This is a genomic window from Sporosarcina sp. P3, assembly GCF_002743415.1.
GTDB lineage: Bacteria > Bacillota > Bacilli > Bacillales_A > Planococcaceae > Sporosarcina > Sporosarcina ureae_A.
In genome coordinates this window covers 196,393-222,088 of the sequence record NZ_PDZE01000006.1, presented here as the reverse complement: position 1 = coordinate 222,088, position 25,696 = coordinate 196,393, and the positions used below count along the sequence as shown (strand labels likewise).

The 25,696-nt window shown below is 40.7% G+C and carries 21 protein-coding genes; 14 read left to right on the top strand and 7 right to left on the bottom strand.

Features of this window, described 5'->3' with window-relative positions; translation table 11 throughout:
• The first annotated feature begins 263 nt into the window (after positions 1-263).
• Positions 264-1,745 carry a GGDEF domain-containing protein gene (locus CSV61_RS09965; protein ID WP_158233827.1) on the top strand — a complete coding sequence of 494 codons (1,482 nt, stop codon included), beginning with the start codon at positions 264-266 and terminating at the stop codon, positions 1,743-1,745.
• A gap of 59 nt (positions 1,746-1,804) precedes the next feature.
• Here CSV61_RS09965 and CSV61_RS09960 read toward each other — a convergent pair whose 3' ends face one another.
• Complete coding sequence (locus CSV61_RS09960) at positions 1,805-3,496, bottom strand: M3 family oligoendopeptidase (RefSeq protein ID WP_099639091.1); 1,692 nt, start codon at positions 3,494-3,496, stop codon at positions 1,805-1,807.
• A 169-nt stretch (positions 3,497-3,665) separates the two neighbouring features.
• On the opposite strand from CSV61_RS09960, the gene CSV61_RS09955 reads away from it, so the two are divergent.
• On the top strand, positions 3,666-3,953 hold the full coding sequence (locus CSV61_RS09955) for a DUF6509 family protein (RefSeq protein ID WP_099639090.1): 288 nt from the start codon (positions 3,666-3,668) through the stop codon (positions 3,951-3,953).
• Between the two features lie 108 nt (positions 3,954-4,061).
• A complete protein-coding gene (locus CSV61_RS09950) occupies positions 4,062-5,045 on the top strand; it encodes an NAD(P)/FAD-dependent oxidoreductase (RefSeq protein ID WP_083032182.1) in 984 nt (327 codons plus the stop codon).
• A gap of 117 nt (positions 5,046-5,162) precedes the next feature.
• Here CSV61_RS09950 and CSV61_RS09945 read toward each other — a convergent pair whose 3' ends face one another.
• Both CSV61_RS09945 and trhO read right to left on the bottom strand, forming a co-directional pair.
• The gene (locus CSV61_RS09945; protein ID WP_233193571.1) at positions 5,163-6,191 is read right to left on the bottom strand and encodes an NADP-dependent oxidoreductase; all 1,029 of its coding nucleotides are present in this window, start codon (positions 6,189-6,191) and stop codon (positions 5,163-5,165) included.
• 176 nt (positions 6,192-6,367) lie between these two features.
• The gene (gene trhO, locus CSV61_RS09940) at positions 6,368-7,342 is read right to left on the bottom strand and encodes an oxygen-dependent tRNA uridine(34) hydroxylase TrhO (protein WP_099639089.1); all 975 of its coding nucleotides are present in this window, start codon (positions 7,340-7,342) and stop codon (positions 6,368-6,370) included.
• 401 nt (positions 7,343-7,743) lie between these two features.
• On the opposite strand from trhO, the gene CSV61_RS09935 reads away from it, so the two are divergent.
• Both CSV61_RS09935 and CSV61_RS09930 read left to right on the top strand, forming a co-directional pair.
• Entirely contained in the window at positions 7,744-9,120 is a 1,377-nt protein-coding gene (locus CSV61_RS09935; protein WP_099639088.1) for a polysaccharide deacetylase family protein, read from the top strand.
• Positions 9,121-9,310: 190 nt separating this feature from the next.
• Entirely contained in the window at positions 9,311-10,126 is an 816-nt protein-coding gene (locus CSV61_RS09930) for a DUF368 domain-containing protein (protein WP_099639087.1), read from the top strand.
• Between the two features lie 50 nt (positions 10,127-10,176).
• Here the strand turns inward: CSV61_RS09930 and CSV61_RS09925 are convergent, their stop codons facing one another.
• Positions 10,177-11,601, bottom strand: a complete 1,425-nt coding sequence (locus tag CSV61_RS09925) for a catalase (RefSeq protein WP_233193573.1) — start codon at positions 11,599-11,601, stop codon at positions 10,177-10,179.
• Positions 11,602-11,936: 335 nt separating this feature from the next.
• On the opposite strand from CSV61_RS09925, the gene CSV61_RS09920 reads away from it, so the two are divergent.
• The 5 genes from CSV61_RS09920 to cydC all read left to right on the top strand — a co-directional run bounded on the left by CSV61_RS09920 (position 11,937) and on the right by cydC (position 18,779).
• On the top strand, positions 11,937-12,431 hold the full coding sequence (locus CSV61_RS09920) for a hypothetical protein (RefSeq protein WP_099639085.1): 495 nt from the start codon (positions 11,937-11,939) through the stop codon (positions 12,429-12,431).
• A 496-nt stretch (positions 12,432-12,927) separates the two neighbouring features.
• Entirely contained in the window at positions 12,928-14,331 is a 1,404-nt protein-coding gene (locus tag CSV61_RS09915) for a cytochrome ubiquinol oxidase subunit I (protein WP_099639104.1), read from the top strand.
• Positions 14,318-15,334, top strand: a complete 1,017-nt coding sequence (gene cydB / locus CSV61_RS09910) for a cytochrome d ubiquinol oxidase subunit II (RefSeq protein WP_099639084.1) — start codon at positions 14,318-14,320, stop codon at positions 15,332-15,334. The genes CSV61_RS09915 and cydB overlap by 14 nt, the downstream gene beginning before the upstream one ends.
• On the top strand, positions 15,334-17,055 hold the full coding sequence (gene cydD, locus CSV61_RS09905; RefSeq protein WP_099639083.1) for a thiol reductant ABC exporter subunit CydD: 1,722 nt from the start codon (positions 15,334-15,336) through the stop codon (positions 17,053-17,055). The genes cydB and cydD overlap by 1 nt, the downstream gene beginning before the upstream one ends.
• The gene (cydC, locus tag CSV61_RS09900; RefSeq protein WP_099639082.1) at positions 17,052-18,779 is read left to right on the top strand and encodes a thiol reductant ABC exporter subunit CydC; all 1,728 of its coding nucleotides are present in this window, start codon (positions 17,052-17,054) and stop codon (positions 18,777-18,779) included. The genes cydD and cydC overlap by 4 nt, the downstream gene beginning before the upstream one ends.
• Before the next feature lie 129 nt (positions 18,780-18,908).
• Here cydC and CSV61_RS09895 read toward each other — a convergent pair whose 3' ends face one another.
• The gene (locus tag CSV61_RS09895) at positions 18,909-19,397 is read right to left on the bottom strand and encodes a DedA family protein (RefSeq protein WP_099639081.1); all 489 of its coding nucleotides are present in this window, start codon (positions 19,395-19,397) and stop codon (positions 18,909-18,911) included.
• 17 nt (positions 19,398-19,414) lie between these two features.
• Positions 19,415-20,194: an archaetidylserine decarboxylase gene (gene asd, locus CSV61_RS09890; protein WP_099639080.1), complete on the bottom strand. Its 780-nt coding sequence runs from the start codon at positions 20,192-20,194 to the stop codon at positions 19,415-19,417.
• Between the two features lie 56 nt (positions 20,195-20,250).
• On the opposite strand from asd, the gene pssA reads away from it, so the two are divergent.
• From pssA to recQ, 3 genes are all read left to right on the top strand, one after another.
• Entirely contained in the window at positions 20,251-20,784 is a 534-nt protein-coding gene (pssA, locus tag CSV61_RS09885; RefSeq protein WP_099639079.1) for a CDP-diacylglycerol--serine O-phosphatidyltransferase, read from the top strand.
• Between the two features lie 107 nt (positions 20,785-20,891).
• Positions 20,892-21,311: a hemerythrin domain-containing protein gene (locus tag CSV61_RS09880; RefSeq protein WP_099639078.1), complete on the top strand. Its 420-nt coding sequence runs from the start codon at positions 20,892-20,894 to the stop codon at positions 21,309-21,311.
• A gap of 29 nt (positions 21,312-21,340) precedes the next feature.
• Positions 21,341-23,113, top strand: coding sequence for a DNA helicase RecQ (recQ, locus tag CSV61_RS09875; RefSeq protein ID WP_099639103.1), 1,773 nt, complete (start codon positions 21,341-21,343; stop codon positions 23,111-23,113).
• Positions 23,114-23,363: 250 nt separating this feature from the next.
• Here recQ and CSV61_RS09870 read toward each other — a convergent pair whose 3' ends face one another.
• Positions 23,364-24,530, bottom strand: a complete 1,167-nt coding sequence (locus CSV61_RS09870; RefSeq protein ID WP_099639077.1) for an MFS transporter — start codon at positions 24,528-24,530, stop codon at positions 23,364-23,366.
• 156 nt (positions 24,531-24,686) lie between these two features.
• On the opposite strand from CSV61_RS09870, the gene CSV61_RS09865 reads away from it, so the two are divergent.
• On the top strand, positions 24,687-25,673 hold the full coding sequence (locus CSV61_RS09865) for a diaminopimelate dehydrogenase (RefSeq protein ID WP_099639076.1): 987 nt from the start codon (positions 24,687-24,689) through the stop codon (positions 25,671-25,673).
• Positions 25,674-25,696 lie beyond the last annotated feature (23 nt).

Genomic DNA, 25,696 nt, shown 5'->3' with positions numbered 1-25,696 from the left:
ACATACTACAATCATCATCGTGCTCAGTGGAATTTAAAAAAGCTGCCGCCTGCAAAATACAGACAACAGCTTCAACTAATAGCCTAGACTTTTTTATCATTGTCCTTTACAAAGGGTACACTTCAATTATGGCTTTTTGCTTTTTTTATAATAAGAAGTAAAAAAGTAAATAAATAACACTGCACACGGTTCTAATGGCCTATTTTTATGGTATACTATTACTAGATGTTTTGACGAGTGAAATCATGAAGGAGTGCCATGAAGTGGATAAAAATTTTCGTTTAAAGTTAACTGGCATCCTGATTTCATTCACGTTGCTATTGTCTTTGATTATTGTTGTGGCAGACTATATTCGACTGAAAAAGAATGTAGAGACAGGTTTAGAAATACAAATTCAAATGGCGGAAGATGAGATTATAACGAGCCTGGCTACGGTCGATAAAGTATATAATTTACTAGATATAGAACGCGCAGAAAGCATGAAAGAATACTCACAAACTTTACTAAAGAAATACGAGAAACAACCTGACTTCTCAAAATGGGATTTTCAATCATTGAAAACGCAAAGTGGTATGGACGTCTTTATTATAGATAGAAATAACGAAGTGATCGCAAGTAGTTATACACCGGATATTGGATTAAACTTTAATGAATGTTGCCCAAAGTTCAGTTCTTTATTAACGGAACGAAGGAAACTTGGGATATTCTCTCACGATGCACTTGATATTCACCAAGAAACAGGTGAATTTAAGAAATTCAGCTATATGCCAACACTGGATAAGGATTACATAATCGAGTTAGGCTATTTCTTGGAAGATAAATTGGTCTTTCAGGAATTCAATTTTTTAGATACGATGAATAGATTAGAAAATGAAAATGAACAAATTAAGTCGATAAATGTCTATAATTATTTAGGGTTGTTGTTGGGTGAGCGGGGAGTAGGCAAAGAAGACAAAATCAATGCTTCTAGAAGAGCGGTCTTTAAGGCATCCTACAAAGATTTCGAAATAAAAGAAACGACTGTAAAAGAAGATGGTACACTCATAACCTATAGATATATTCCGTATAAAGCGGATACAGTACCTGGACTATCGATGAATAGAGTGGTCGAAATTGCATATCATGATGTTCCTTTCTCAAGTGTTCTCACTTCGTACCGAAATCAATTTCTTTTCCAAACGGTAGCCATCTCTTTTATCACCGTGATCATGTCTATTATTTTAGCCAAAATGATCGCAAGACCTGTTTACCTGGCATTCCATGATGTGTTGACAGGATTAAAAAACAGGGCGGCTTTTGAAGATGCTGCGGTGAAATGGCTTCACCAAAAAAGAGGTCCATTACAGTTGATGATTATTGATTTAGATAATTTTAAAACTGTAAACGATTCTTTGGGTCACGGAGAGGGCGATAAAATACTAGTCCAAGCGGCTAAAATTATTGATCATGAAAGCGGGAAAGATCATTTGGCTGCTCGAATCGGTGGTGATGAATTTGTAGTTTTATTCTCACATATGACCGAGGAACAAGTTATAGAGCGGGCGAACAGTATGCTTGAAAAAATGAGAGAATCGTTCAGCTATTTGGAAGAGGACCATATTCATTTATCTGTAAGTATTGGAATTGCAACAGCTGAAAAGAAGGATACCATGCATACGCTTTCTCATAAAGCGGACTTAGCTTTGTATGACTCAAAGAAAAAAGGCAAAGATCAATATTCTATATATCATTCGGTTGAATCATAAAAAGGATGTACAGAACGTCATTAACATGACATTCTGCACATCCTTTTGTATGCCTTATATTAAAAAATCTTATGATCAACAAGCCATTGACTAATGAAATCCATGATCGATTCAACAGTCCCATCTTCAAATGGCGATCTCAAATTGGCCGTTGCAACGAGCTCTAAAAATGATTGACTTCCACCCAATTGACACAGTGCCAAATAATCTGTCCATGCATCTTCAAAGTCGTTTAATGAGCGTTGCCAAAACTGGAGAGCACAGATTTGTGCTAAAGCATAATCAATATAATAAAACGGTACTTCATAGATATGACCTTGTCTCTGCCAAAAACCGCCTTGTTCCAAATAAGGATGTCCGTCATAATCCCGGCTAGGTAAATAGATGTTCTCAAGATCTTTCCATACGGCTTTACGTTCACTTGGAGTCATTTCAGGCTGGTCATAGATGCGTTGTTGAAACTCGTCGACTGCCACTCCATAAGGTAAAAACAGTACACTCTCAAGTAAGTGTGCATAGCGATATCGTTCTGCCTCGTTACCAAAGAAGCGATCCATCCAAAACCAAGTAAAGAACTCCATACTCATAGAGTGAATTTCCGCCGCTTCAGTCGTTGGCCAAATATATTCAGGGATCCCAATTGAACGACTAGAATACACTTGGAAAGCATGGCCTGCCTCATGTGTCAAAACATCAATATCACTTGAAGTTCCATTGAAATTAGAGAAAATAAACGGTGAATCGTAATTGTCTATGAATGTACAATAACCGCCTGCTTCCTTGCCTTTTTTCGCCACCAAATCCAATAAGTTTTTACGTTTCATATAATCAAAAAAACGTCCGGTTTCACGCGACAACTCTTGATACATTTTTTGGCCATTTTCCAAAATCCATTCAGGAGAACCTGTAGGTTGAGGATTACCCTCTGCATAATGTAATGGTTCATCATAAAATTTCATTTGCGAGATGCCTATTCTACGACTTTGCATTCCTCGAATCTTCCCTGCTAGAGGCACCACATGCGTACGAATCTGATGACGGAAGTTTTCCATCATAGGTGCATCATAGCCGATCCGGTCCATACGTATGTATCCCAGTTCTGTAAAGCTTTTAAACCCAAGTGTCGTAGCGATTTCATGACGTACTGCAACAAGACGATCAAAAATTCTATCGAAATCCTCTTCATGCGAAGCGAAAAAATCAGCAGTGGCATTCATTGCATCTTTTCTAACGGAACGATCGAGTGACTCCTTAAATGGTCCAAGTTGTGCCAAAGTCAGCATTTCGCCTTGGAACTCGATTTGTGCTGAGGCGACGAGCTGTGCGTACTCGGAAATAAGTTTATTCTCTTGCTGTAAAAGTGGTAAGACTTCGTCGGAATAAGATTGGACGGCATTCTCTGCAAGTTTAAATAGCTGAGGGCCCCATCTGTCTTCCAATTGAGCTCGAAAAGGCGTCGAGATAACAGCTTGGTAGTAATCGCTTTGCAAAGCTTGGAATTGAGGTCCAATTTCATCAAAATACTCTCGTTCCTCTTGATAGAAGGGGTCATTCGTATCAATCGAAGAGCGGATATACATAATGTTTTCCTCTGTACTGTAATCACTCGTCAACATGTTGATATGCTCAATAATTTGGGCTTGCTCCTCGAATGAGTTTGCTTGCTTAAACTGTCCAAGTGCAGCCTGGAATTCTATTTTTAGCTTATCGATATCCGGGCGAGTATACTCATAATCTTCAAAAGTCAGCATTGTACTCCTCCTAGTTCGTATGTATTGGGCTATCCCCTCATTTTCTAGCAACCAGTAATAAAAAGCAAATAATTTATTAGTAATGACGTTCATAAATTGCCACATACTTATAAAATGATGTAGGATAGAGAGAGTAAACTCTAAGTGAGCGGGAAGAAGGAGAAATTGAATGCAAATAATCAATCATACAGTACAAGAACTGGTCGATCCGACAGGTATTATCGATGGTCAGCGCTACGAATTCCTATTGACAGTTAAGTTTGATGAAGAAGATGAACTGTTCAATGAAGAGGGTACTGGCTTACGTATGTTATATTCTGCGAAGGATGGCCAGCGAAAGATGTTAACCTACCAATTTTATGAATTGGCAACGGAAAGTCCATTTGACGTTGAATGGGACGAAGAAGAACAAACGTCAGCAGAGCAATACTGCATGGAACATTTTCCTGAGATCTGAATACAAAATAGATGTTATTCTCTTTAGAATAGGGGATAATAGACTAGAGAAACACAAGTGGTACACCCAAAGCATTTCATCAAAGAATTAAATATAGGAGTGTTTTAAATGAATCATGAAATAGTGGATATTACGATTATCGGCGGAGGTCCAACTGGATTATTTTCTTCGTTCTATGCAGGCATGCGTGAAATGTCTGTTAAAATTATCGATAGTTTGCCGCAGCTTGGTGGCCAATTGATCGAGCTATATCCAGATAAATATATTTATGATGTTGGCGGATTCCCTAAAATTTTGGCAAAAGATTTAGTGGCAAACTTAGTAACACAAGCGCACTATGCAAAACCTGAAATTTGTTTAGGGGAAGCGGCAATGTCCATCGAAAAGAAGGACGATCACTTTGTTTTAACGACGGATAAAGGTCAGCATTTGACACGTACTATTTTATTGACTGCAGGAATCGGTGCTTTTCAACCACGTAAAATTGGATTGAAGGAAGAACCTACTTTTGAAGGCAAAACATTACACTATGGTATAAAAGACTTGTCTATGTTTAAAGATCAAAACATTTGTGTGTGTGGTGGGGGAGACTCTGCACTGGACTGGGCATTGATGCTTGAAGATATCGCAAGCCAAGTTACACTAGTTCACCGTAGAGAACGTTTCACTGCGCATGAAACCAGTGTGAATCAACTTCGCGAATCTAGTGTCAATATTTTAACTTCGCATGCTGTCAGTGAATTACAGGGTGACGGAGACACATTGGATAAAGTGATATTGAAAGAAAAAGATGGTAGCGTGAAAGAACTTGAATTCGATCATGTTGTAGTGAACTACGGCAATATTTCTTCACTCGGCCCATTGAAAGACTGGGGCTTAGATATGGAGCGTAATTCTATTGTAGTCAACTCTCGTATGGAAACGAATATCGAAGGCATTTATGCAGCTGGTGATGTCACAACATACGACGGCAAAGTGAAATTGATTGCGGTAGGTATGGGCGAAGCACCGGTTGCCATCAGCCACGCGAAAGCGTTCCTAGATCCGAAAGCTAAAGTGCAGCCATTGCACAGTACGAGCATATTCGGTTAATAGAATACTATGCACCTTGTATGGAGAGTTTTTTCACTGTACAAGGTGTTTTATGTACGTAATATAAAAGGCTATCTCAAGAGAAATCTCGAGATAGCCTTTTTCATTGAAAACCAATTATCGCTTTGTTGTTTCATAATCAGCGACTTTGACTAGTTGCTTACCTAAATTTGTTCCATCGAATAAACCAAGAAATGCATGTGGAATATGGTCGAAGCCTTCTACAATTGTTTCTTCATACTTCAATTGGCCTTCTGATAGCCATTTACCTAAATCAGCAGATGCAGTAGCGAAGTCTGTTGCATAATCTCCTACAGTAAAGCCTTTCATCAACGCGCTCGTTTTGATCATCGTAGATTGAAGACGAGGCCCTATATCTTGCTCTTCTTTATTGTAAGATGAAATAGCGCCACATAGTGCAATTCGTGCGTGTTTATTGAGTAATGTAAAGACAGCATCCGTCACTTCACCACCGACATTGTCGAAATAGACATCTACACCGTCAGCTGCAGCTGTAGCTAAGTCTTCTTTAAAGCTATCCAGTTTATAATTGACTGCCTCGTCAAAGCCGAGTTCATTTTTTACGTACTCGATCTTCTCTTGTGAACCTGCAATTCCAATTACTTTGGCACCTTTCATTTTAGCGATTTGGCCCACTACTGAACCAACTGCCCCAGCAGCACCGGAAACGACGACTGTTTCTCCTTCTTGAGGTTTACCGATATCGAGTAACCCGAAGTATGCAGTGAGGCCTGTCATGCCGAGGATACCTAAATGTGTAGTAATTGGTGCGATATGTGGATCAATTTTACGTACTTCTTGCTCAGCAGCTGCCGTATATTCTGCCCAATTCAAGTTCCCTACAACAAAATCTCCGGGTTTGAATGAATCAGAAGTAGATTTTGTGACCTCACCCACAACTCCACCGGTAATCACTTCATTCAGTTTAAATGGGGGAATATAAGATTTTGCATCTATCATTCTTCCTCGCATGTAGGGATCAACCGATACATATAGCGTGCGAACAAGAACTTGATCGTCTTGTAGTTCAGGCATCGGTTTTTCCACAAAATCGAACGTTTCCATAGTAGGCAAGCCTTTCGGTCGGTTAGCTAAATGAATTTCTCTGTACATCTCTTGTGTCATACAAACTCCTCCTATTTTTACATCATATTTATATACAAACTTACTAATAGTAAGCTTAAGTTTAAGGGTACTAGCATGCAGTATTAATGTCAATTAATTGCGTTGATGAGAAGTAGACGCTCTTGATAGAAATAAAAAAGCCAGCTTCCTATAAAAGGAAGCTGACCGTTTGTGTTTTAAGAAATTGTTTCGCTTGCACGTGAAGCTTCAATTTTCGCCATTCGTGCGTCGTATTCATCCACTGTCATGTCATGTTCCACAAAATAACGATTACGAGGATGTGTACGGCAATCGTCTGAACAACTGCGCATATAGAAATGTTCATTTTCTTCTGAACATAGAATTTTCGCATTGCACTCAGGATTTGCACAGTTTACATAGCGCTCACAAGGTGTGCCGTCAAAATGATCGCGTCCTACGATGACATGCTCTACTTGGTTGATTAGAACTGCGATCCGCTCATCAAATACGTAGCATTGACCGTCCCATAACTGTCCTTTTGCTTTAGGGTCTTTACCGTAAGAAACAATACCGCCGTGCAAATGCGCTACATCTTCAAAACCTTCGCGTTTCAACCAGCCAGTGAACTTCTCACAACGAATTCCACCCGTACAATACGCAAGAATTTTCTTACCTTCAAGCTGTTCTTTATTTTCAATTACCCATTCTGGAAGATCACGGAAGTTTTCAATATCCGGGCGAATCGCACCACGGAAATGACCTAGGTCATACTCATAATCATTACGAGCATCTAATACAACGGTGTTTTCATCTTGCATTTGCTGTAAGAACTCTTCAGGTTCTAAATATTCACCTGTAAGTTCTAACGGATTCACATCTTCAGGTAAGCTAAGATTGACAATCTCCGGACGGAAGCGAACGTGCATTTTTTTGAATGCGTGGCCATCTGTTTCATCAATTTTAAACCATACATCAGCAAAACGTGGATCAGCTTTCATATGTTCCATATACGCGTCTGTTTGTTCAATTGTTCCGGAACAAGTACCATTGATGCCTTCAGCACCTACAAGAATACGCCCTTTTAATCCAGTTTCTTTACAAAATTTCAAGTGTGAAGCCGCAAACTCTTCAGGCTCCTCAATCGTTACATACTTATAAAACAATAATACTCGATAGTCTTTCTTTTCCATATAAATTACCGCCTTCTGTTTGATCTTTGCAATAGACAACAGCCGAGATCGGTGTGTACAAAGGGATCGTGCGTCCCTTGAACCCGAATTTGCAAGAATCGAGCCCTGAATAGTATAGCATAATTTTATTTTCGAGAAAAGGAATCAAAACGGTATTTCACTTAAATGCCTTTTATTAAAGCAAAACGTGATTACACCTGGCTTTGTATCATGACTGATTTGTTGTATACTAAGAGATGGAAATACTTTCATACATATCAGTGGTAAGTGGAGATAGTTGATTGTGAAAAATATAAGTAGCATACAGAATACTTTTGAACGTGAAGGGTATAGTGGACCTGTTGCTAGTAAAATGTAATGTACAATCAATGCTAGGCAGTGTGAAGTAAAGGAGTCTTTTCATGAAAGATACAAATAAAAAACGTCGATCAGTTTGGATCGATCGTGCATTAATTATTACAATCATATCATTGGTATCTATTACGCTACTATTAATTGTAAATGTTATGAAAAATAAAGAAGCTAGCCCTGCTAAACAGGTAACACATGAAGTCATTCCTGCACCGAAACAGGAAGTGTCGGTAGAGTCAAGCACATCTCCTTACCCAGGCATTAAAATGTTGACAGAGAAAACAGATGACTCGCAGTATCCTTTTGTCATTCGTTATCCGGAAACAGAGTACGATCCCTTTAATCAGCAGGTGTTAGACTATGTTGATGAATTGAAAACGACATATGCCGCCCAGCAACAAAAGAAAAACAGAGTGTCCAAGTTAGATGTGTCTTTTGAAACGCTACAGCATCTATCGGGGAATTATTCTTTTGTCATGCAAGCCGTTACGTACTTTGCTGATCAAGATAGTCAAACGGAAATCCAAACATTTCATATCAATCCTGAAACAGGGAACGAGCTAACAATTGAAGATATTGTGGATCATAATCTGGAGAAACTCAAACGGATGGCGAGTGTCGTGCGTGACGAAATACATCATAGTCCTTCTTTAGAAGATGATGTGATTACGAAAAGTGTTTGGCATCCTACTGAGCCGATGTGGATTAACTATCGTAACTTCGCCTTAACAGACGATACACTCAATCTTTATTTTGGTACTGGTGAATTCACCAAAAGGCAAGCTGGACCGGCAACAGTAGAAATCCCGCTACGAAAATTGAATCCATACTTAGCAAAGGAATTCCAAGTAGCAACAGATGATGCTGAAAAGGAAAAAACCATTGCTTTAACGTTTGATGATGGTCCGGATCCAAATTATACGATAAGGATTTTAAAAACACTTGAGAAATACGATGCAAAAGCTACATTCTTTATGCTCGGTAATCGAGTAAATGCCTACCCTGACATTGCCAAGAAAGTAGCCGAAGCGGGTCATGAGATAGGTAATCACTCATGGAATCATCCTTCATTAACAGGTATACCCGATGAAGTTCTTCAAAGTGAGGTAAAAGGTACATCGGATATTATTGAAGCGGTAATTGGGCAGCCGGCAACTGTGTTTAGGCCTCCATACGGTGCGGTAGATGATCGCGTGCGAGAAAGCACAAAATTACCTGTAGTGTTATGGAATGTAGATACTTTGGACTGGGAGCATCATGATCCGGAGCTGTTATTAGAACATATTGTAGAAGATACACGTGCAGGTAGTATAATTTTGATGCATGATATTCATGAATCCACGGCAGAAGGACTGGACGCGGTACTTGAAAATTTGCAGTCTCAAGGCTATAAATTCGTGACTGTATCTGAAATGGATGATTATTAATAGGAAGTTGTTCCATTGTTTTGTTTAACAATGGAACAACTTTTGTTTTGTACAGTCCTATATACATACGGCTGTTCATAAACTGTTCAAATAGCTGTAACATGTAATGAAAAAAATAGTGATGAACTGTAATTAGTGAAACACAGCATGATATACTAAACCGAATGAAATCATTGGAGGAACGACGAGCATGGAATGGAGAAATTTATACCGTGGATTTTTGATGGGCATCAGTGACCTAGTTCCTGGCGTAAGTGGCGGAACGATTGCATTTATATTAGGGGTCTATGATCAGTTGCTTATTTCAATCAGCGGATTTTTTAGTAAAGAGTGGAAGAAACATATTGGATTCCTCGTACCTCTTGGTATCGGAATGGGCGCAACGATCATTCTATTTAGTAAAGTGATCTCGTATTTACTGAAGCATTATCATGAACCTACGCAATACTTCTTTTTAGGGTTAATTGTAGGTGTCATTCCATTTGTTTCTAAGCAAGCTGGATTGAGAAAGAGCTTTAAATTTCATCATATTATTCTCATGTTAGTAGTCGCAGGCGCACTAGCTTCTACTGCTTTTATAAATCCTATTGATCCCATAACGATTACACATCTGACAGTTAAAAATACCATTATTTTATTCTTATCTGGTTGGGCAGGTAGTATGGCGATGCTGTTGCCAGGAGTGAGTGGATCTTTTGTTTTACTATTGATAGGTGTTTATGCAACAGTCATTACGGCTATTTCAGACTTTAATATACCGATTATTATCGCCACAGGATGTGGGATAGCTTTTGGATTTATAATTAGCAGTAAATTAATACGCTACCTACTTTCCAATTTCCATACCGGAATGTTTGCCGTAATCATGGGATTAATCATCGGATCGGTTTTTGTGATTTTCCCAGGCATGCCTGAAAGTGGTACGCCGTTTGTCATGAGTGTGATTGCCATTATCCTTGGTCTATTGATTGCCAATATATTAAATGGTGTAGGCGAAAATGCGTAGAATGTAAAAACCGCTTGGAGTGAATCTCCAAGCGGTTTTTGTATAGGATTTTACTCCTCCACAATCGTTGTGGTATTTTCAATATCTACATCAGCCATTGGGATATCCAATGCTTTTGCTACACCTTCACCGTATTGAGGATCCGCTAAGTAGCAGTGACGGATATGCTTGATTTTGATCTCTTTTGGAGCGTCACCCATATTACGTGCAGTATTTTCGAATAAACGCTGTTGCTCTTCCGTGTTCAAAATGTTGAACAACTTACCAGGCTGTGTGAAGTAGTCATCGTCATCTTCACGGAAGTCCCAGTGGTCTGCATCGCCATGAATTTTTAGTGGCGGCTCTTTAAAGTCTGGTTGTTCTTGCCACTCACCATAGCTGTTTGGCTCGTAGTGAGTAGTAGAGCCCATATTGCCATCAACACGCATTGCACCATCGCGGTGGAAGCTGTGGAATGGACATTTTGGTGCGTTAACGGGAATCTGGTGATGATTGACACCTAGACGATAACGTTGTGCATCGCCATAAGAGAATAGACGGGCTTGCAACATTTTATCAGGTGAGAATCCGATACCCGGAACGACAGCTGCTGGTGTAAACGCAGCTTGTTCTACTTCAGCAAAGTAGTTTTCAGGGTTGCGATTTAATTCGAATTCACCGACTTCAATTAAAGGGAAGTCTTTTTTATACCAAACTTTTGTTAAATCGAATGGATTGTATGGCATGTTCATTGCTTCTTCTTCTGTCATCACTTGAATATACATTTTCCATTTAGGGAAATTACCTTCATCGATATTACTTAGCAAATCGCGCTGTGAACTTTCACGATCTGTTGCAATGGTTGCCGCAGCTTCTTCATCTGTTAAATTCTCAATACCTTGCTGGGAACGGAAATGGAACTTCACCCAGTGACGTTCATTGTTCTCGTTGATCATGCTAAATGTATGGCTACCGAAACCATGCATTTCACGGTATGAACGAGGAATACCGCGATCGCTCATTATGATAGTGATTTGGTGTAATGCTTCAGGTAGTCCAGTCCAAAAATCCCAGTTGTTTTTCGGGCTACGCATATTTGTACGAGGATCACGTTTTACTGCGTGATTCAAGTCAGGGAATTGCAATGGATCGCGGAAGAAGAAAACAGGTGTATTGTTTCCGACCATGTCCCAGTTTCCTTCTTCTGTATAGAATTTCAAAGAAAATCCACGGATATCGCGCTCCGCATCAGCTGCACCACGTTCGCCTGCAACAGTGGAGAAGCGTGCGAACATTTCCGTTTGTTTACCAATCTCGGAAAATAGCTTTGCTTTCGTATACTTTGTAATATCATGCGTGACAGTAAAAGTACCGTATGCTCCTGATCCTTTTGCGTGCATACGACGCTCGGGAATGACTTCGCGATCAAAGTGCGCTAACTTTTCAAGTAACCATACATCTTGTAATAGAAGCGGACCTCTTGGACCAGCGGACATAGAGTTTTGGTTATCAACTACAGGTGCACCTGCAGCGGTTGTTAATTTTCTCTTTTGAGAATTGTTCTCATTTTTATTCAAAATATATTCCTCCTCAGTTGTGGGTTCGTAACCTATGAATAGTATTATACCAGAGCTTAATCGAAAAATAAAGCTTTAATTATAATAATTATCATCTAACAATAATTATTAGTAAGTACAGGTTATTATGTACTGTGTATTTATCATAATTTGTCGCTAACTATTTGTCTAGAAATACGATTTAGATTAAGTATCATTGTAGAATGATGTATACTAACAGTAGAAAATGTTTTGTATAGAAAGGATATCAATATATGAGCACTATGAAAAAATGGATTCTTTACGCCATAGTACTGAGCAGTTTATCATTAGTATTAGTCGCATGTAGCGATGAAGAAGAAACAGCACCGCTAGAAAAAACACCTGAACTGACTCCTGAAACTCCAGAAGAAGAGGAAGTCGTTGTGGCAGCTGTGACAGACGAAGAGTTATATCAAAACGTAGTAAGTCGGCTGGAACAGGCGGGTTTAACGGTAAGTGAACCAGCAGAAGCTGCACTGGATATGTTTAAAGCAGAAAGTGGCATGATAGTCACGATCAATGGGGATACGTTACTTCCATTACATCTTTATAAATTGAATCCATCTGACGAGCGTCTTGGAATAGTAGAAGAGACAGGCACTCTTCCAGTGTATATCGGTAGTAAGACAGAGCAGTTAGCCGTGAAAAAAATAGATCACTTCATTATCTATCTTCACAAAGGACATCCTGACTACGATAAAGTTATGAAAATAATAGATACGTTATAAGTAAAACGACTTGCTTCCTTAAAGGAGGTAGGTCGTTTTTTTGTATATTCGAAGATTGACATATTGGATGAAGGGCTTAGTCATTTAGCAAATGATCATAACAGCAGCTCAAACGCTCATACCTTTCGTCAGGCGCTCATAGTTCATGCATACCCGCTCTATAGCATGTTCTAAACGCTCATACTTACAAAGCACCCGCTCTATCATACTCGTTAACCGATCAAAGTAGTCATCCGCCTGATACTACACATACAAAATCCGTCCTACCAATAGGAATCTCAGCCTACAAACCACGAAGCGTAGGAGAAAAACCACCGAAACTCAGTCAAACCGTCATTTTTCACGTGTTGTTACAAAGCCGCCATAACTTTTAGACAGTTTCGTCATAAGTTTGCAGGTTTGTAACAGGAATATCGTACATAGTTCACGAACTAATTTTTGTTCTGCGTTACTCTAGGTAATAGAGACACAGTTCGAAAGGAGATCAACAAAAATGTTGGAAGAAGTCTTATTAGCGAGAATCCAATTCGCATCAACTACATTGTTCCATTTCATTTTCGTCCCTTTATCCATCGGCCTAGCACTGATTATAGCGATCATGCAAACGATGTATGTAGTGAAGAAAGATGAAATGTACTTGAAAATGACGAAGTTCTGGAGTGTGTTTTTCCTAATTAACTTCGCGATCGGCGTAGTGACCGGAATCATTCAAGAGTTTCAATTTGGAATGAACTGGTCGGCGTACTCTAGATTTGTTGGGGACATCTTTGGTGCGCCACTAGCAGTTGAAGCTTTATTAGCGTTTTTCCTAGAATCTACATTTATCGGAATTTGGATATTTGGTTGGAATAAGCTTCCGAAGAAATTACATTTAGCTTGTATCTGGTTAGTATCAATCGGAACGGTTATGTCCGCATTCTGGATTTTGGCAGCTAATTCATTCATGCAAAATCCAACAGGCTATGTACTACAAAATGGCCGTGCGGAAATGAATGATGTAGTCGCCTTGCTGACGAATGAAAAACTATGGGTTGCATTCCCGCATACGATCTTTGGAAGTTTCGCTACGGGTGCATTCTTCGTTGTCGGTGTCAGTGCGTGGTATTTGATCAAGAAAAGAAAAGTAGACTTCTTTAAAAAGTCTTTGAAGATTTCATTAGTCGTTGGTATGTTGTCAGGTCTCGGTATTGCATTTACAGGTCACGCTCAAGCTCAATACTTGATGCATGCACAACCAATGAAGATGGCTGCGGCAGAAGCGCTTTGGGAAGATAGTGGCGATCCGGCTGCATGGACGTTGTTTGCCAAGATTGACGTGGAAAATAGAGAGACAACAAAGCGTATCGATATACCTTACATGTTGAGCTATTTAACATACAGTGAGTTTAAAGGGAAAGTACAAGGTATGAATGCATTAGAACAACAAATGATTGACCAGCATGGGGAAGGAGAATATCTTCCACCTGTTAAAACGACATTTTGGAGCTTCCGTATAATGGTGGTCACAGGCGGTACACTACTTGGATTAGGCGCACTTGGTTTGTTCCTCATGTTCCGAAAGAAAATTATGGAGTCCGTTTGGTTCTTACGACTTCTAATAGTGGGGATTTTCCTACCGTTTATAGGTAACTCATTTGGTTGGATTATGTCTGAAATGGGACGGCAGCCATGGGTAGTAAATGGCCTGATGAAAACAGTTGATGGGATTTCACCAAACGTCTCAGCAGGACAGATTCTATTTTCACTTATTTCCTTTTCTACCATCTATACGATCCTCGGTATCATCATGGTCGTATTGTTCGTAAAATTCATCCAGCGTGGCCCCGAAGAACAACCGGAAGAGGATGTATCGGCAACAGATCCATTTGAAACTGGAGGTGTAGGACATGCCATTAAGTGATATTTGGTTTATATTGATCGCTGTCCTATTCATAGGATTTATCTTCTTAGAAGGATTTGACTTCGGCGTTGGAATGAGCACGAAGTTCTTGGCGCGAAATGATTTGGAGAAACGTATTGTCATGAATACGATTGGACCTGTGTGGGATGCGAATGAAGTCTGGTTGATTACGGCGGGTGGTGCGATGTTCGCTGCATTCCCACACTGGTATGCGACCGCTTTTAGTGGTTTCTATTTACCATTTGTTGTCTTATTGTTAGCCTTCATCATTCGAGGTGTGGCATTCGAGTTTCGTAATAAAGTCGATTCCAACGCTTGGGTCAAGACGTGGGACTGGGCGGTATTCATTGGGAGTATCTTACCTCCATTCCTATTTGGCGTATTTTTCACGAGTTTGATTCGTGGATTACCGATTGATGCAGATATGAACATGTATGCAAGCTTTACGGACTTCGTCAATGTCTACACAGTTATTGGCGGTGTGACATTTGTCCTGTTGTCGTATCTGCATGGTTTGCTGTTTATCGGCTTAAAAACTGTAGACGAGTTACGTGAGCGTGCAAATGCCGCAGCACGTAAAGTGTATGCATTGTCTGGAGTATTCCTTGTTTTGTTTATCATCTTTACGTATTTGGATACAGACGCCTTTACAGATCATGGTACGATTCTGATCCCGTTATATAGTCTGGCGCTGGTCTTATACGGTTTACTGTTCTTCTTCTTGAAAACGAAGCGAGAAGGCCTGAGCTTTACGATGACTGGTTTAGTGTTAATCATGATTATGGCAAGCATTTTCATCGCGCTATTCCCGAATGTGATGATCAGTTCAATGGATCCTGCATTTAATATGTCGATTGCAGAGGCAGCTTCAGGAGACTATTCATTGAAGATCATGACAATCGTAGCATTTACTATGGTGCCAATCGTTTTGGCGTATACAATTTGGAGTTATTACGTGTTCCGTAAACGGTTGACAGGTGATAAGGAGCATCTAGAATACTAATGGATAAATACTTGCTTCAATACAAAGGAAGTAAACAAGTGATGGTGTTGATTGGACTACTTACTGTAGTTCAATCCATCGCCATTGTAATTCAAGCAATTTTTTTAGCGAAAGCCATTACACAATTGTTCCAAGGTGCAGACTGGAGTGAAGCACTTCGGTCATTTGTGATTTTTGTCGTCGCAAACAGTTTGCGTCATGTAATTCAATGGGCAAAAGAGCGGATTTCGTATCGCTTTGCCGATTTAACAGCAAAGGATTACGAGCAACAATTACTGAAGAAAATCTTTGATCTAGGTCCTCAAGTAGTTGGGAAATATGGGTCTGGACATTTGGTGACACTTGGTTTGGAAGGTGTCCCGAAGTTCAGAAAGTATCTAGAATTGCTAATACCGCGGACGTTAGCGATGGCTATTGTTCCGTTTGTCATTGTGGTATATGTCTTTGCATTAGATATCATGTCGGCTGTGACGCTTATTATAGTGTTGCCGATTCTAATCATTTTCTTAATACTCATTGGATTGGTTTCGAAGAAGAAAATTGATGAACAAATGGATACGTACCGTTTATTATCTCGGCATTTTGTCGATTCGTTGCGGGGGATTGTGACGTTGAAATATTTAGGACGTAGCCAAGCGCATGAGCAATCCATTGCGATAGTCAGTAATAAATATCGTGTGGCGACGAATCGTTCGTTGCGTTATGCGTTCCTGTCTTCGTTTTCATTGGATTTCTTTGCAAGCCTATCTGTAGCGGTAGTGGCGGTCGAACTCGGTCTGCGATTGATCAACGGACAAATTCTACTTGAACCGTCTCTTGCTATTTTGATTTTGGCGCCAGAATTCTTCTCTCCTGTTAGAGAGCTAGGGAATGATTTCCATGCGACCGCTGACGGTAAGGATGCAAGCTTACAAATTCACAGTATCTTGGAAGAGGAAACAACCGTTCAGCCAGTGATCGTTTCACCGATTGCCGCTTGGAACGACGAGTCGAAGATGGAATTACGCAATGTAGAAGTCAAAATCGATGAACAAACTATATTTGAAGGGTTGGACTTAGAACTGCATGGATTCACCAAAGTAGGCGTCATTGGTCATTCAGGAGCAGGAAAATCAACACTTATTGATGTTTTATCAGGTTTCACATTGCCGACTGATGGAAGTTGTGTGTTAGACGGACAAGAATTGCTGCACTTAGCTACTGCTGGTTGGCAAAAACAAATTGCGTATATCCCGCAACATCCTACGATTTTTCCCGATACGGTCATGGGGAATATTCGCTTTTATGAACCGGATGCTACATTGCAAGAAGTACAAGAGGCGGCAGAGCGTGTCGGGCTTGATCAGTTGATAGCTACATTCCCAGCAGGTTATGAAGAACGAATCGGAGCGGGTGGAAGGGTGCTGAGCGGTGGAGAAGAACAGCGGATCGCGCTCGCTCGTTCGTTACTGCAACGTCGCCAAATTTTATTATTCGATGAGCCAACTGCTCATTTGGATATTGAAACAGAGCATGAATTAAAGCAAATGATGTTACCGCTTCTCGAAGACAAACTCGTGGTGTTTGCGACGCATCGTATTCATTGGATGCAAGAAATGGATACGATTGTAGTTCTAGAAAATGGTAAAGTGGTGGAAACGGGCTCTCACGAACAATTATTGCAGCAAGACGGAGCCTATTGTCGTTTACTTGAAGCGCGTGGAAGGGGGCATGCTGTATGAACTTGTACCAACAACATATACTTCCCTACGCCCGTAAATACAATAAAACGATTTTATCGACTATATTGCTCGGAACATTGACCATTCTTTCGGCTGCGATGTTGACTTTTACATCAGGATACTTAATTTCTCGTACATCGGAAAGGCCTGAGACGATATTACTCGTTTATATACCGATCGTGGCAGTCCGGACATTTGGTATTTCGCGTGCAGCGTTACGATATGTAGAGCGCCTGCTCGGCCACAATGCCGTATTGAAGATTATTGCGGATATGCGCGTCCAGCTATATCACGTACTCGAACCGCAAGCATTATTCATTCGCTCCCGTTTTCAAACGGGCGATTTACTTGGTGCGTTAGCGGATGATATTGAACATTTACAAGATGTCTATATCCGTACGTTGTTTCCGACCGTCATCGGTTTGTTTCTATTCAGTTTTTCGGTAATTGTATTGGCCGTCTATGATTGGAAATTCGCGCTCATCATGGCGGTGTTGCTAGCGATCGTGACGTTCGTCTATCCTATGCTGTCACTCTATATGATGAAGAAAAATCAGCTGCAGTCGAAAAAACTTCACAGTCAATTATATAATACAATGACAGAAGGAATTTTTGGTTTGCGTGATTGGATCATCAGCGGAAGAAAAGAACAATTTCTTGCTTCATTCAAAGAAGAAAGTCATGCAAGTCATGATATCGATAAAAAACTGGCGTATTGGCAACAATCTCGAACGATGCAATTGCAAATTTTCTCCGGATTACTAGTTTTAGTTGTCGGTGTTTGGGCAGGACAGCAAGCGGCAACTGGTTCATTGGCACCTACGTATATCGCTGCATTTACATTGGTGACGTTGCCAATTTTGGAAGGTTTGATTCCTGTGTCATTCGCGATCGAACGTTTACCTGCTTATGAAGCATCATTGCAGAGAATTGACAACATTCATAAGCAAAACGCTGCAACGGAACAAATCGCACCGGAGCTAAATAATGTAGATGAAGTGTCTATAGTCCTCGATGATGTGAGTTATCGTTATGAAGGTGAGCAAGAACATGCGGTACGAAATATTTCACTTGTCATTCAACCAGGTGAAAAAGTTGCAGTACTTGGTAAGAGTGGCGCAGGGAAATCCACTCTTATACAGTTATTATTAGGCACTGTTCAGCCGACAAGCGGATATGTACATGTCAATGAACAATCCGCCTCACTCTATGGAGACTCTATGTATGAGATCATGAGCGTCTTAAATCAAAAGCCTTATCTTTTTGCCACAACAGTTCTGAATAACATAAAATTGGGTAAAGCGTCTGCTACTTTAGAGGACGTACAACGGGTAGCTGAACAAGTCGGTTTATATGAGTATTTGCAATCACTTCCCGAAGGCTTGAAAACTCAAATGGAAGAAACAGGACAACGATTCTCAGGCGGGGAGCGTCAACGAATTGCTTTGGCGCGAATTTTATTAAAACAAACGCCAGTTGTTATTTTGGATGAGCCGACTGTCGGTTTGGATCCGGTAACAGAGCACTCCCTTGTCGAAACGCTTCATCACTCGTTAGAAGAAAAAACGGTCGTATGGATCACACATCATTTAATGGGAATGGAAAAAATGGATCGTATTCTTTTCATGGATGACGGGGAAGTTGTCATGAACGGGACACATAAAGAACTATTAGCTACGAATGAGAGGTATCGTCAGCTGTATGCATTGGATCAAGGTATATAAATGGATTACATTATGGCGACTTGTATAAACGAAACCGACGATGTCATTTCTTTAATAGAAAAGACATCGTCGGTTTTGTTTCTGGATATAAAGAATCAGCTATTCTTATGGTGTTCATCTCATATTTGCTTAGAAAAAAGGTAGATGAATGAAATAACCGAGTAGCAAGCAAATGGTCGTGGAGACGATTACACCGGGTATAGCAAACAAGACATATCGTTTAACACTCATCCCGCTCATCCCCGAAATATAACAAATAAAATGCCGCATACCTGGAACAAAGTATCCGAATGTCACTGTCCAAGAGCCATAATTCATAAACCATCGCTCAATCTTGTGCATACGATGTGGCGTAAGGAATAAGTAATTTCCAAAACGATGAATCAATGGTTTACCAAGTTTCCTGCCGATCATATAAGTAAATAATGTGCCGACCATCACTCCAGATAGTGTGAAAATAATGGTGAATATAAACTGAAATGTACCTGCTGAAGTTAAATAACCGGCAAATGCTACAAGTACTTCATCCGGCATAGGAAGCCCGAAAATACCAAGAGCTAAAAAGAAAAATATTGAAAGATAGCCGTACTGCACTATACATTCTTGAAGATGTTCCATCCGAAAACCTCATCTACTTAAGATTGCCACTCTCCGATCCTATCACCCACTTGAACTTCTGTAAAAGGCATTTCTTCGGGCGTAAATGCATCATTCTGTTCAATGAATAAAATAACCGTGGACCCAAATGCAAAATGACCAAAATCGTGCCCCTTTACACAAGTCGTTTCAGAGCTTGCAATGCGAACACTATTTACATTTAAAGCACCAACTTTGACGATCGCGATATGTCCGAAATCCGTCGAGAGTTCCGAAATGACTCTATGGTTCGAAGAAAACACATCATGACGCATCCGAATTCCTAAATCATTTACAGGGTACGAGGTAGAACCTAATGCATAGCGGTTTACTAGCGTTCCCGAAATAGGATAATGGAAATGATGATAATGTCTAGGAGAAAGATAAAATAGATAATAATAACCATTCGTATAACGAGCGGCTTTTTCCGCATCCCCAAGCAAAGAGGTTAGACTGTATACTTTATCTTTCACACTAAATTGTTGTTGTGTATCGATACTGCCTGAGTCGCTCAAAACACCATCAACTGGAGAGATTAAAACTTTGTGATTGTGATCCATCTCTCTTTTGCCAGGCTGTAATGAACGAGTAAAAAAGTCATTAAGACTTTTATAATGTCCTATTGGGTATTCTGCTTCGTCTAGTTGAATATGATAGAACGAAGCAAATGGCTTAATTAGCGGTTGGCTAATGCGTGAGGTAGTTAGTAGTTTAAGTAAAGCCGAACTGACGGGTGATCCGGTTAATTCAACAAATGATGTAAAAATATGTTTTTTCATCTTTTCTTCCTTTCATTAAAAGCATATACTAAAGAAGTGTACGAGGAGGCCGTAACTTGTTTTCATTTAGATATTTTGATTATACTAAACTAAAATCTCAATTGGCGAATATCATCACACTTTTTAATTTGAGTTTAGGGATTATAGCGATATTACTTGTGCTTCAAGGTCATGCACATATGAGTTTAATGTTCATCTTTTTCGCTGCATTATTTGATCGGTTCGACGGAATGGTGGCTAGGCATTATCATGCAGAGTCGGCATTTGGTAAAGAACTCGATTCGCTCAGTGATTTAGTTTCATTCGGTGTCGCACCTGCTATTCTACTCTATGACACCGCGTTGACTGATACGATGTGGATTGGTTTGTCCGCTGTAATTTTTTATATTTTAGCAGGCGCTGTCCGTTTAGCCCGCTATAATGTAGAAGAATTCGATGGTTCGTATTATGGCATGCCCATAACCGCAGCTGGTGTCTTACTTACTTTGAGTTATTTTGCAGTTCCGTATTTGATTGCACCTTACATTGTGATTTATATGTGCGTACTCGCATGGCTTATGGTTAGTCGTATTCGTATAGCGAAAGTGTGAAAAGTGTCTTACAGAGAATTATTCTGTAAGGCTCTTTTCATTGTGGGAAGCTATCACTGGCATCGGAATTCTGTTATGCTTAAAGAAAACTAGAAGGAGTGGTCAGTATGTCAGGACCCGCGTTAAGGCAGCTTCATTCACATAAAGCGATTCATGAAGGTGGACTTTCTGGAGCCATAATGAAAACAGATGAGCTAATAGAATATGTAGAACAAGGTGAAACGGAAATGATTCAGCAAGCTTGCGATCATTTATTAGATTATTGGAAGACGCGCGTCATCAGTCATGCGGATGCCGAAGAAGACGGCTTTTATAAACAAGTAATGGAAGACAAGCCAGAGCTTAAGCGAGACATTATCCAGCTTACACGCGACCATGATTTGATGCGAATACTCGTTGCAGACATCGAGGCGTTACGTGAGGAAGACCCAACCGTGACACCTGAAATTATGCAGAAATTTAACGGCTTAATTGTAGTGAATGAATTACATAGCCGAGAAGAAGAGCGCTTATTATTTCAATCATAAAAACTACTAACTAAGGGAAGGTGGTGGCAATCATTCAAAATCCGTTAGATATATTGGATAAGTACTTTGGTTATTCAGCATTTCGAGAAGGGCAACGGCGAGTGATTGATCAAGTGCTACAAGGTGATGACTCACTTTGTGTCATGCCGACAGGTGGCGGTAAGTCCGTCTGTTATCAAGTACCGGCATTGGCGATGGAAGGAACCGTTCTCGTTATTTCGCCGCTGATTTCCTTGATGAAAGACCAAGTCGATGCATTGCATCAGTTAGGTATTCCAGCAGCCTATATTAACAGTACGTTATCGTCAGAAGAATACTTTGGCACAATGGATCACGCACTCGAAGGCAAGTATAAGTTGTTGTATGTTGCCCCTGAACGATTGGATTCCGAATCCTTTCTAAACCAATTGCAAAAAATGACGATTCCGCTCATTGCGATCGATGAAGCGCATTGTATTTCACAATGGGGACATGATTTTCGTCCAAGTTACCGAAATATCCACCGTATTTTTGATTACTTGAATAACCGTCCGATTGTTCTTGCACTGACCGCGACAGCAACGCCTGAAGTACAGGATGATATATGCCAGCAGTTACATATACCGCCTGTTAGCCGTGTTGTCACCGGTTTTGAACGGAGTAATCTATTATTTTCAGTGGTGAAAGCTCAAAATCGTGATCAATTCGTCAAAGAGTATACACAGAAAAACAAAAACGAAGCAGGGATTATTTACGCTGCCACGAGAAAAGCAGTCGAGCAAGTATATGCATTGCTTGAAAAAAATGGTATCCCAGTAGCGAAGTATCATGCAGGATTACCAGACTACGAACGACAACATCAACAAGATCGATTCATCATGGATGAGGCACGTGTAATGGTGGCAACTAACGCGTTCGGTATGGGAATCGATAAATCCAATATTCGCTACGTGATCCATTATCAAATGCCGAAAAACATGGAAAGTTATTATCAAGAGGCTGGGAGGGCAGGGCGTGACGGGCTCGACAGTGATTGCTATTTGTTATTCTCTTCGCAAGACGTCTTAACCCAACGCTTCCTCATCGAACAGTCTCCCGATCCTTCCCGTGTATCGAACGAAATCAAAAAGATGCAAGTGATGGTAGATTACTGTCATACAGAAGGTTGTCTGCAAACACACATCATCAAGTATTTCGGTGAAGACGATGTCGAAGATTGCGGGCGTTGCGGTAACTGCACCGACACGCGCGAACAGTTTGATGTAACGGTAGATACGCAAAAAGTGCTTTCCTGTGTGATTCGTATGGGGCAACGATTTGGTAAAACGATGGTTGCGCAAGTACTGACGGGATCGAGAAACAAGAAGCTCAAAGAACTGAACTTCGATGAACTATCAACATACGGACTGATGAAAGGCCGCCATGCAAAAGACGTGGCAGATTTCATTGAATTTTTAATTTCAAAGAATTACTTACAAGTTGAAAGTGGGCCGTACCCGACGATTTTCGTCAGTGAAGACGGGAAAGATGTCTTGCTAGGAAAAGTGAAAGTTTGGCGTAAAGGCGAGATGGTTACAACTGTTGTCGCTAAGGACGACCCGTTATTCAATGAACTACGGGCGATGCGTTTAAAACTCGCACAAGAAGCGGGTGTCCCGCCGTTCGTTATTTTCTCGGACAAGACGTTACGAGATATGGTAGCCAAAATGCCTGCCACTGATGAAGAGTTATTAACTGTGCAAGGCGTAGGCGAGACGAAACTTGAACGGTACGGGGAAGTGTTCCTTGAGATCATCGAGTCGTTTTCCACACAGCAAGCGTAAACTAAAAGATGTCCAGAAAGTCGTAAAGCTACGACTTCCTGTGACATCTCTTTTTTCATTTCTAGGTTTGTGGAGTAGAAACAGAAAGGCTTGTAGCTGTGCGGCGCGTTAGACAGGATGCTTTCCTGAGGGCCCGCCAACTACAGCTTCAATCTCCTCGTTCTACCTAATTAGAACTTACGCCACGTAAAAAGGTATGTCCGTTGAAGTCGTGTGACCTCGATGGACATACCTTTTTGCATAAAATGTATTAAGCAGGTCGACTATACTCTGTAGGCCGAGTATCTTTTCGCAGACCGATTAAAGTGAAAATAGCCGCGATCAGCAGAATGGCACTTGCCAACATAAAGGCATGATGGAATTCCAAGTCCAATACACCGATAGCGCTCGATCCTATTACTACGCCAAAGGAGAAGAATGCGTAGAAGAACCCGTACGCCTTACCTCTTGTTTCGGGTTCGGTGGAATCAATAAGCAACGAGTTGATAGAAGGAAACAAGAAGGCGAATCCAGTTCCATAGACCACCATCGCCAACATCATCCAGGATAGATCGTCAACTTGTGATAAGAACAACATACTGCCACTCATCAAAATCAAGCCGCTTGCCAATGTGACCATCGGACGGGCGATATCGAAAATACGATTGATCGGCAAAACGAAAATCAACACAGCGACTAGACCGAAAACACTTAACAGCATGCCAGTCGTTTTTGCATCAAACTGAAGGTACTCTACTTTTAGTGGAAGTACTAATGCCAACACGCCTTGTGAAAACATCAGGAAAAACGCGCCAAGAAATGCTCGTATGATACCAGGATGACGGAAAAACGCTAACGGCTTCACCGCTTTTTGTTTCGCTGTCTTCACCTTTCTTACGTATGTAAAGGAACGTAAAAATATCACAGCACCAATTGTCAGCAGAACCATAAAGACGCCATTGATGGCCATAATAGTCACAACGCTTGTCTTAACAGAAACAATTCCGCTATAAGCAGGGCCGAAAATGGCGGCAAGTCCAACAAACGCACCGGAGATTGCAGCATTTCTGCCACGCTTGGAACGTTCAGAACCGTTGGCGAGAAACGTAAAGGCTGCTGGAATAATCAAACCTTCCGTTAAACCGTGCAAAAATCGAATGCCGATTAATGACCCTGAACCAGAAATCAATCCATACGCGAACAATGACAAAGCCGAAGTGAACAAACCAAATAATAAAATATAGAATGGACCTTTGCGATCTGTCAAAATCCCTGAAATGATATTACCGAAAATATTCGCAAACGAGTAAATGCCGACAGACAATCCGACGATGAAAGCGGAAGCGCCAAGACCTGTAGCAAACGGACTCATGATCGGCAACTGTGAAAATAAATCAAAGAACGAGAAAAAAACAATTAGATAGACAAAAAAGCGCATAAAAGATCCTCACTTTACAAAAAAATCAACTACTATCTATTTTAACATGAAACTTTTCGAATTGAACCGAACTGCTCAAAGATAAATATTCGCAATCTATCATCCTTCACGGTAAAATGAAAAACGTGAGAGATAAAGCAAAGGGGATGAGTGATCTTGACGAAAGAAATTCGAGTAGGAATCGCTGGATACGGTAATTTAGGGCGAGGAGTAGAGTCGGCTATCAGTCAAAATGAAGATATGACATTAGTTGGTGTCTTCACGCGCAGGGAGCCAGAAGACGTACAACTACTCTCAGAGCAAGTACCTGTCCATAAGCTGGATGAAATTGAATCCTTTACAGAAGATATTGATGTATTGATTTTATGCGGTGGATCTAAAAATGACTTGCCAGAACAAGGGCCAGCCCTTGCAAAGCACTTCACAACGGTAGATAGTTTCGACACACATGCGAAAATTCCCGAATACTTCGCAGCAGTTGATGAAGTAGCTAAAGAAGCTGGGACTACAGCCATCATTTCTGTCGGGTGGGATCCGGGTTTATTTTCGATCAATCGCTTAATGGGTGAATCTATTTTGCCTGAAGGTGAAACGTATACATTCTGGGGTAAAGGGCTAAGCCAAGGTCACTCGGATGCAGTGCGTCGTGTGGATGGTGTAAAAGCAGGCGTTCAGTACACATTGCCAGCTGAGGACGCGATCAATCGCGTACGTAACGGTGAGCATCCTGAGCTTTCAACTAAAGAGAAACATACACGTGAATGTTATGTCGTTCTTGAAGAAGGAGCAAGTGAAGATCAAGTTCGTGAAACGATTGTCACCATGCCTGATTACTTCGTAGATTACGATACGACAGTTCACTTTATTACGGAAGAGGAACTTCGTCTGGATCATGCAAAAATGCCACATGGCGGTTTCGTCATTCGAAGCGGCAACACGGGTAAGCACACAGATCAAGTCATTGAGTTCTCACTTAAATTGGATAGCAATCCCGAATTCACATCAAGTGTCCTAGTAGCATATGCAAGAGCGGCTTATAAATTACAACAAAAAGGAGATACTGGAGCGAAAACAGTATATGACATCGCACCAGGCTTGTTATCACCTAAATCACCTGCAGCTATTCGTAAAGAATTATTGTAATACTTGATCAATATTTTGGGATG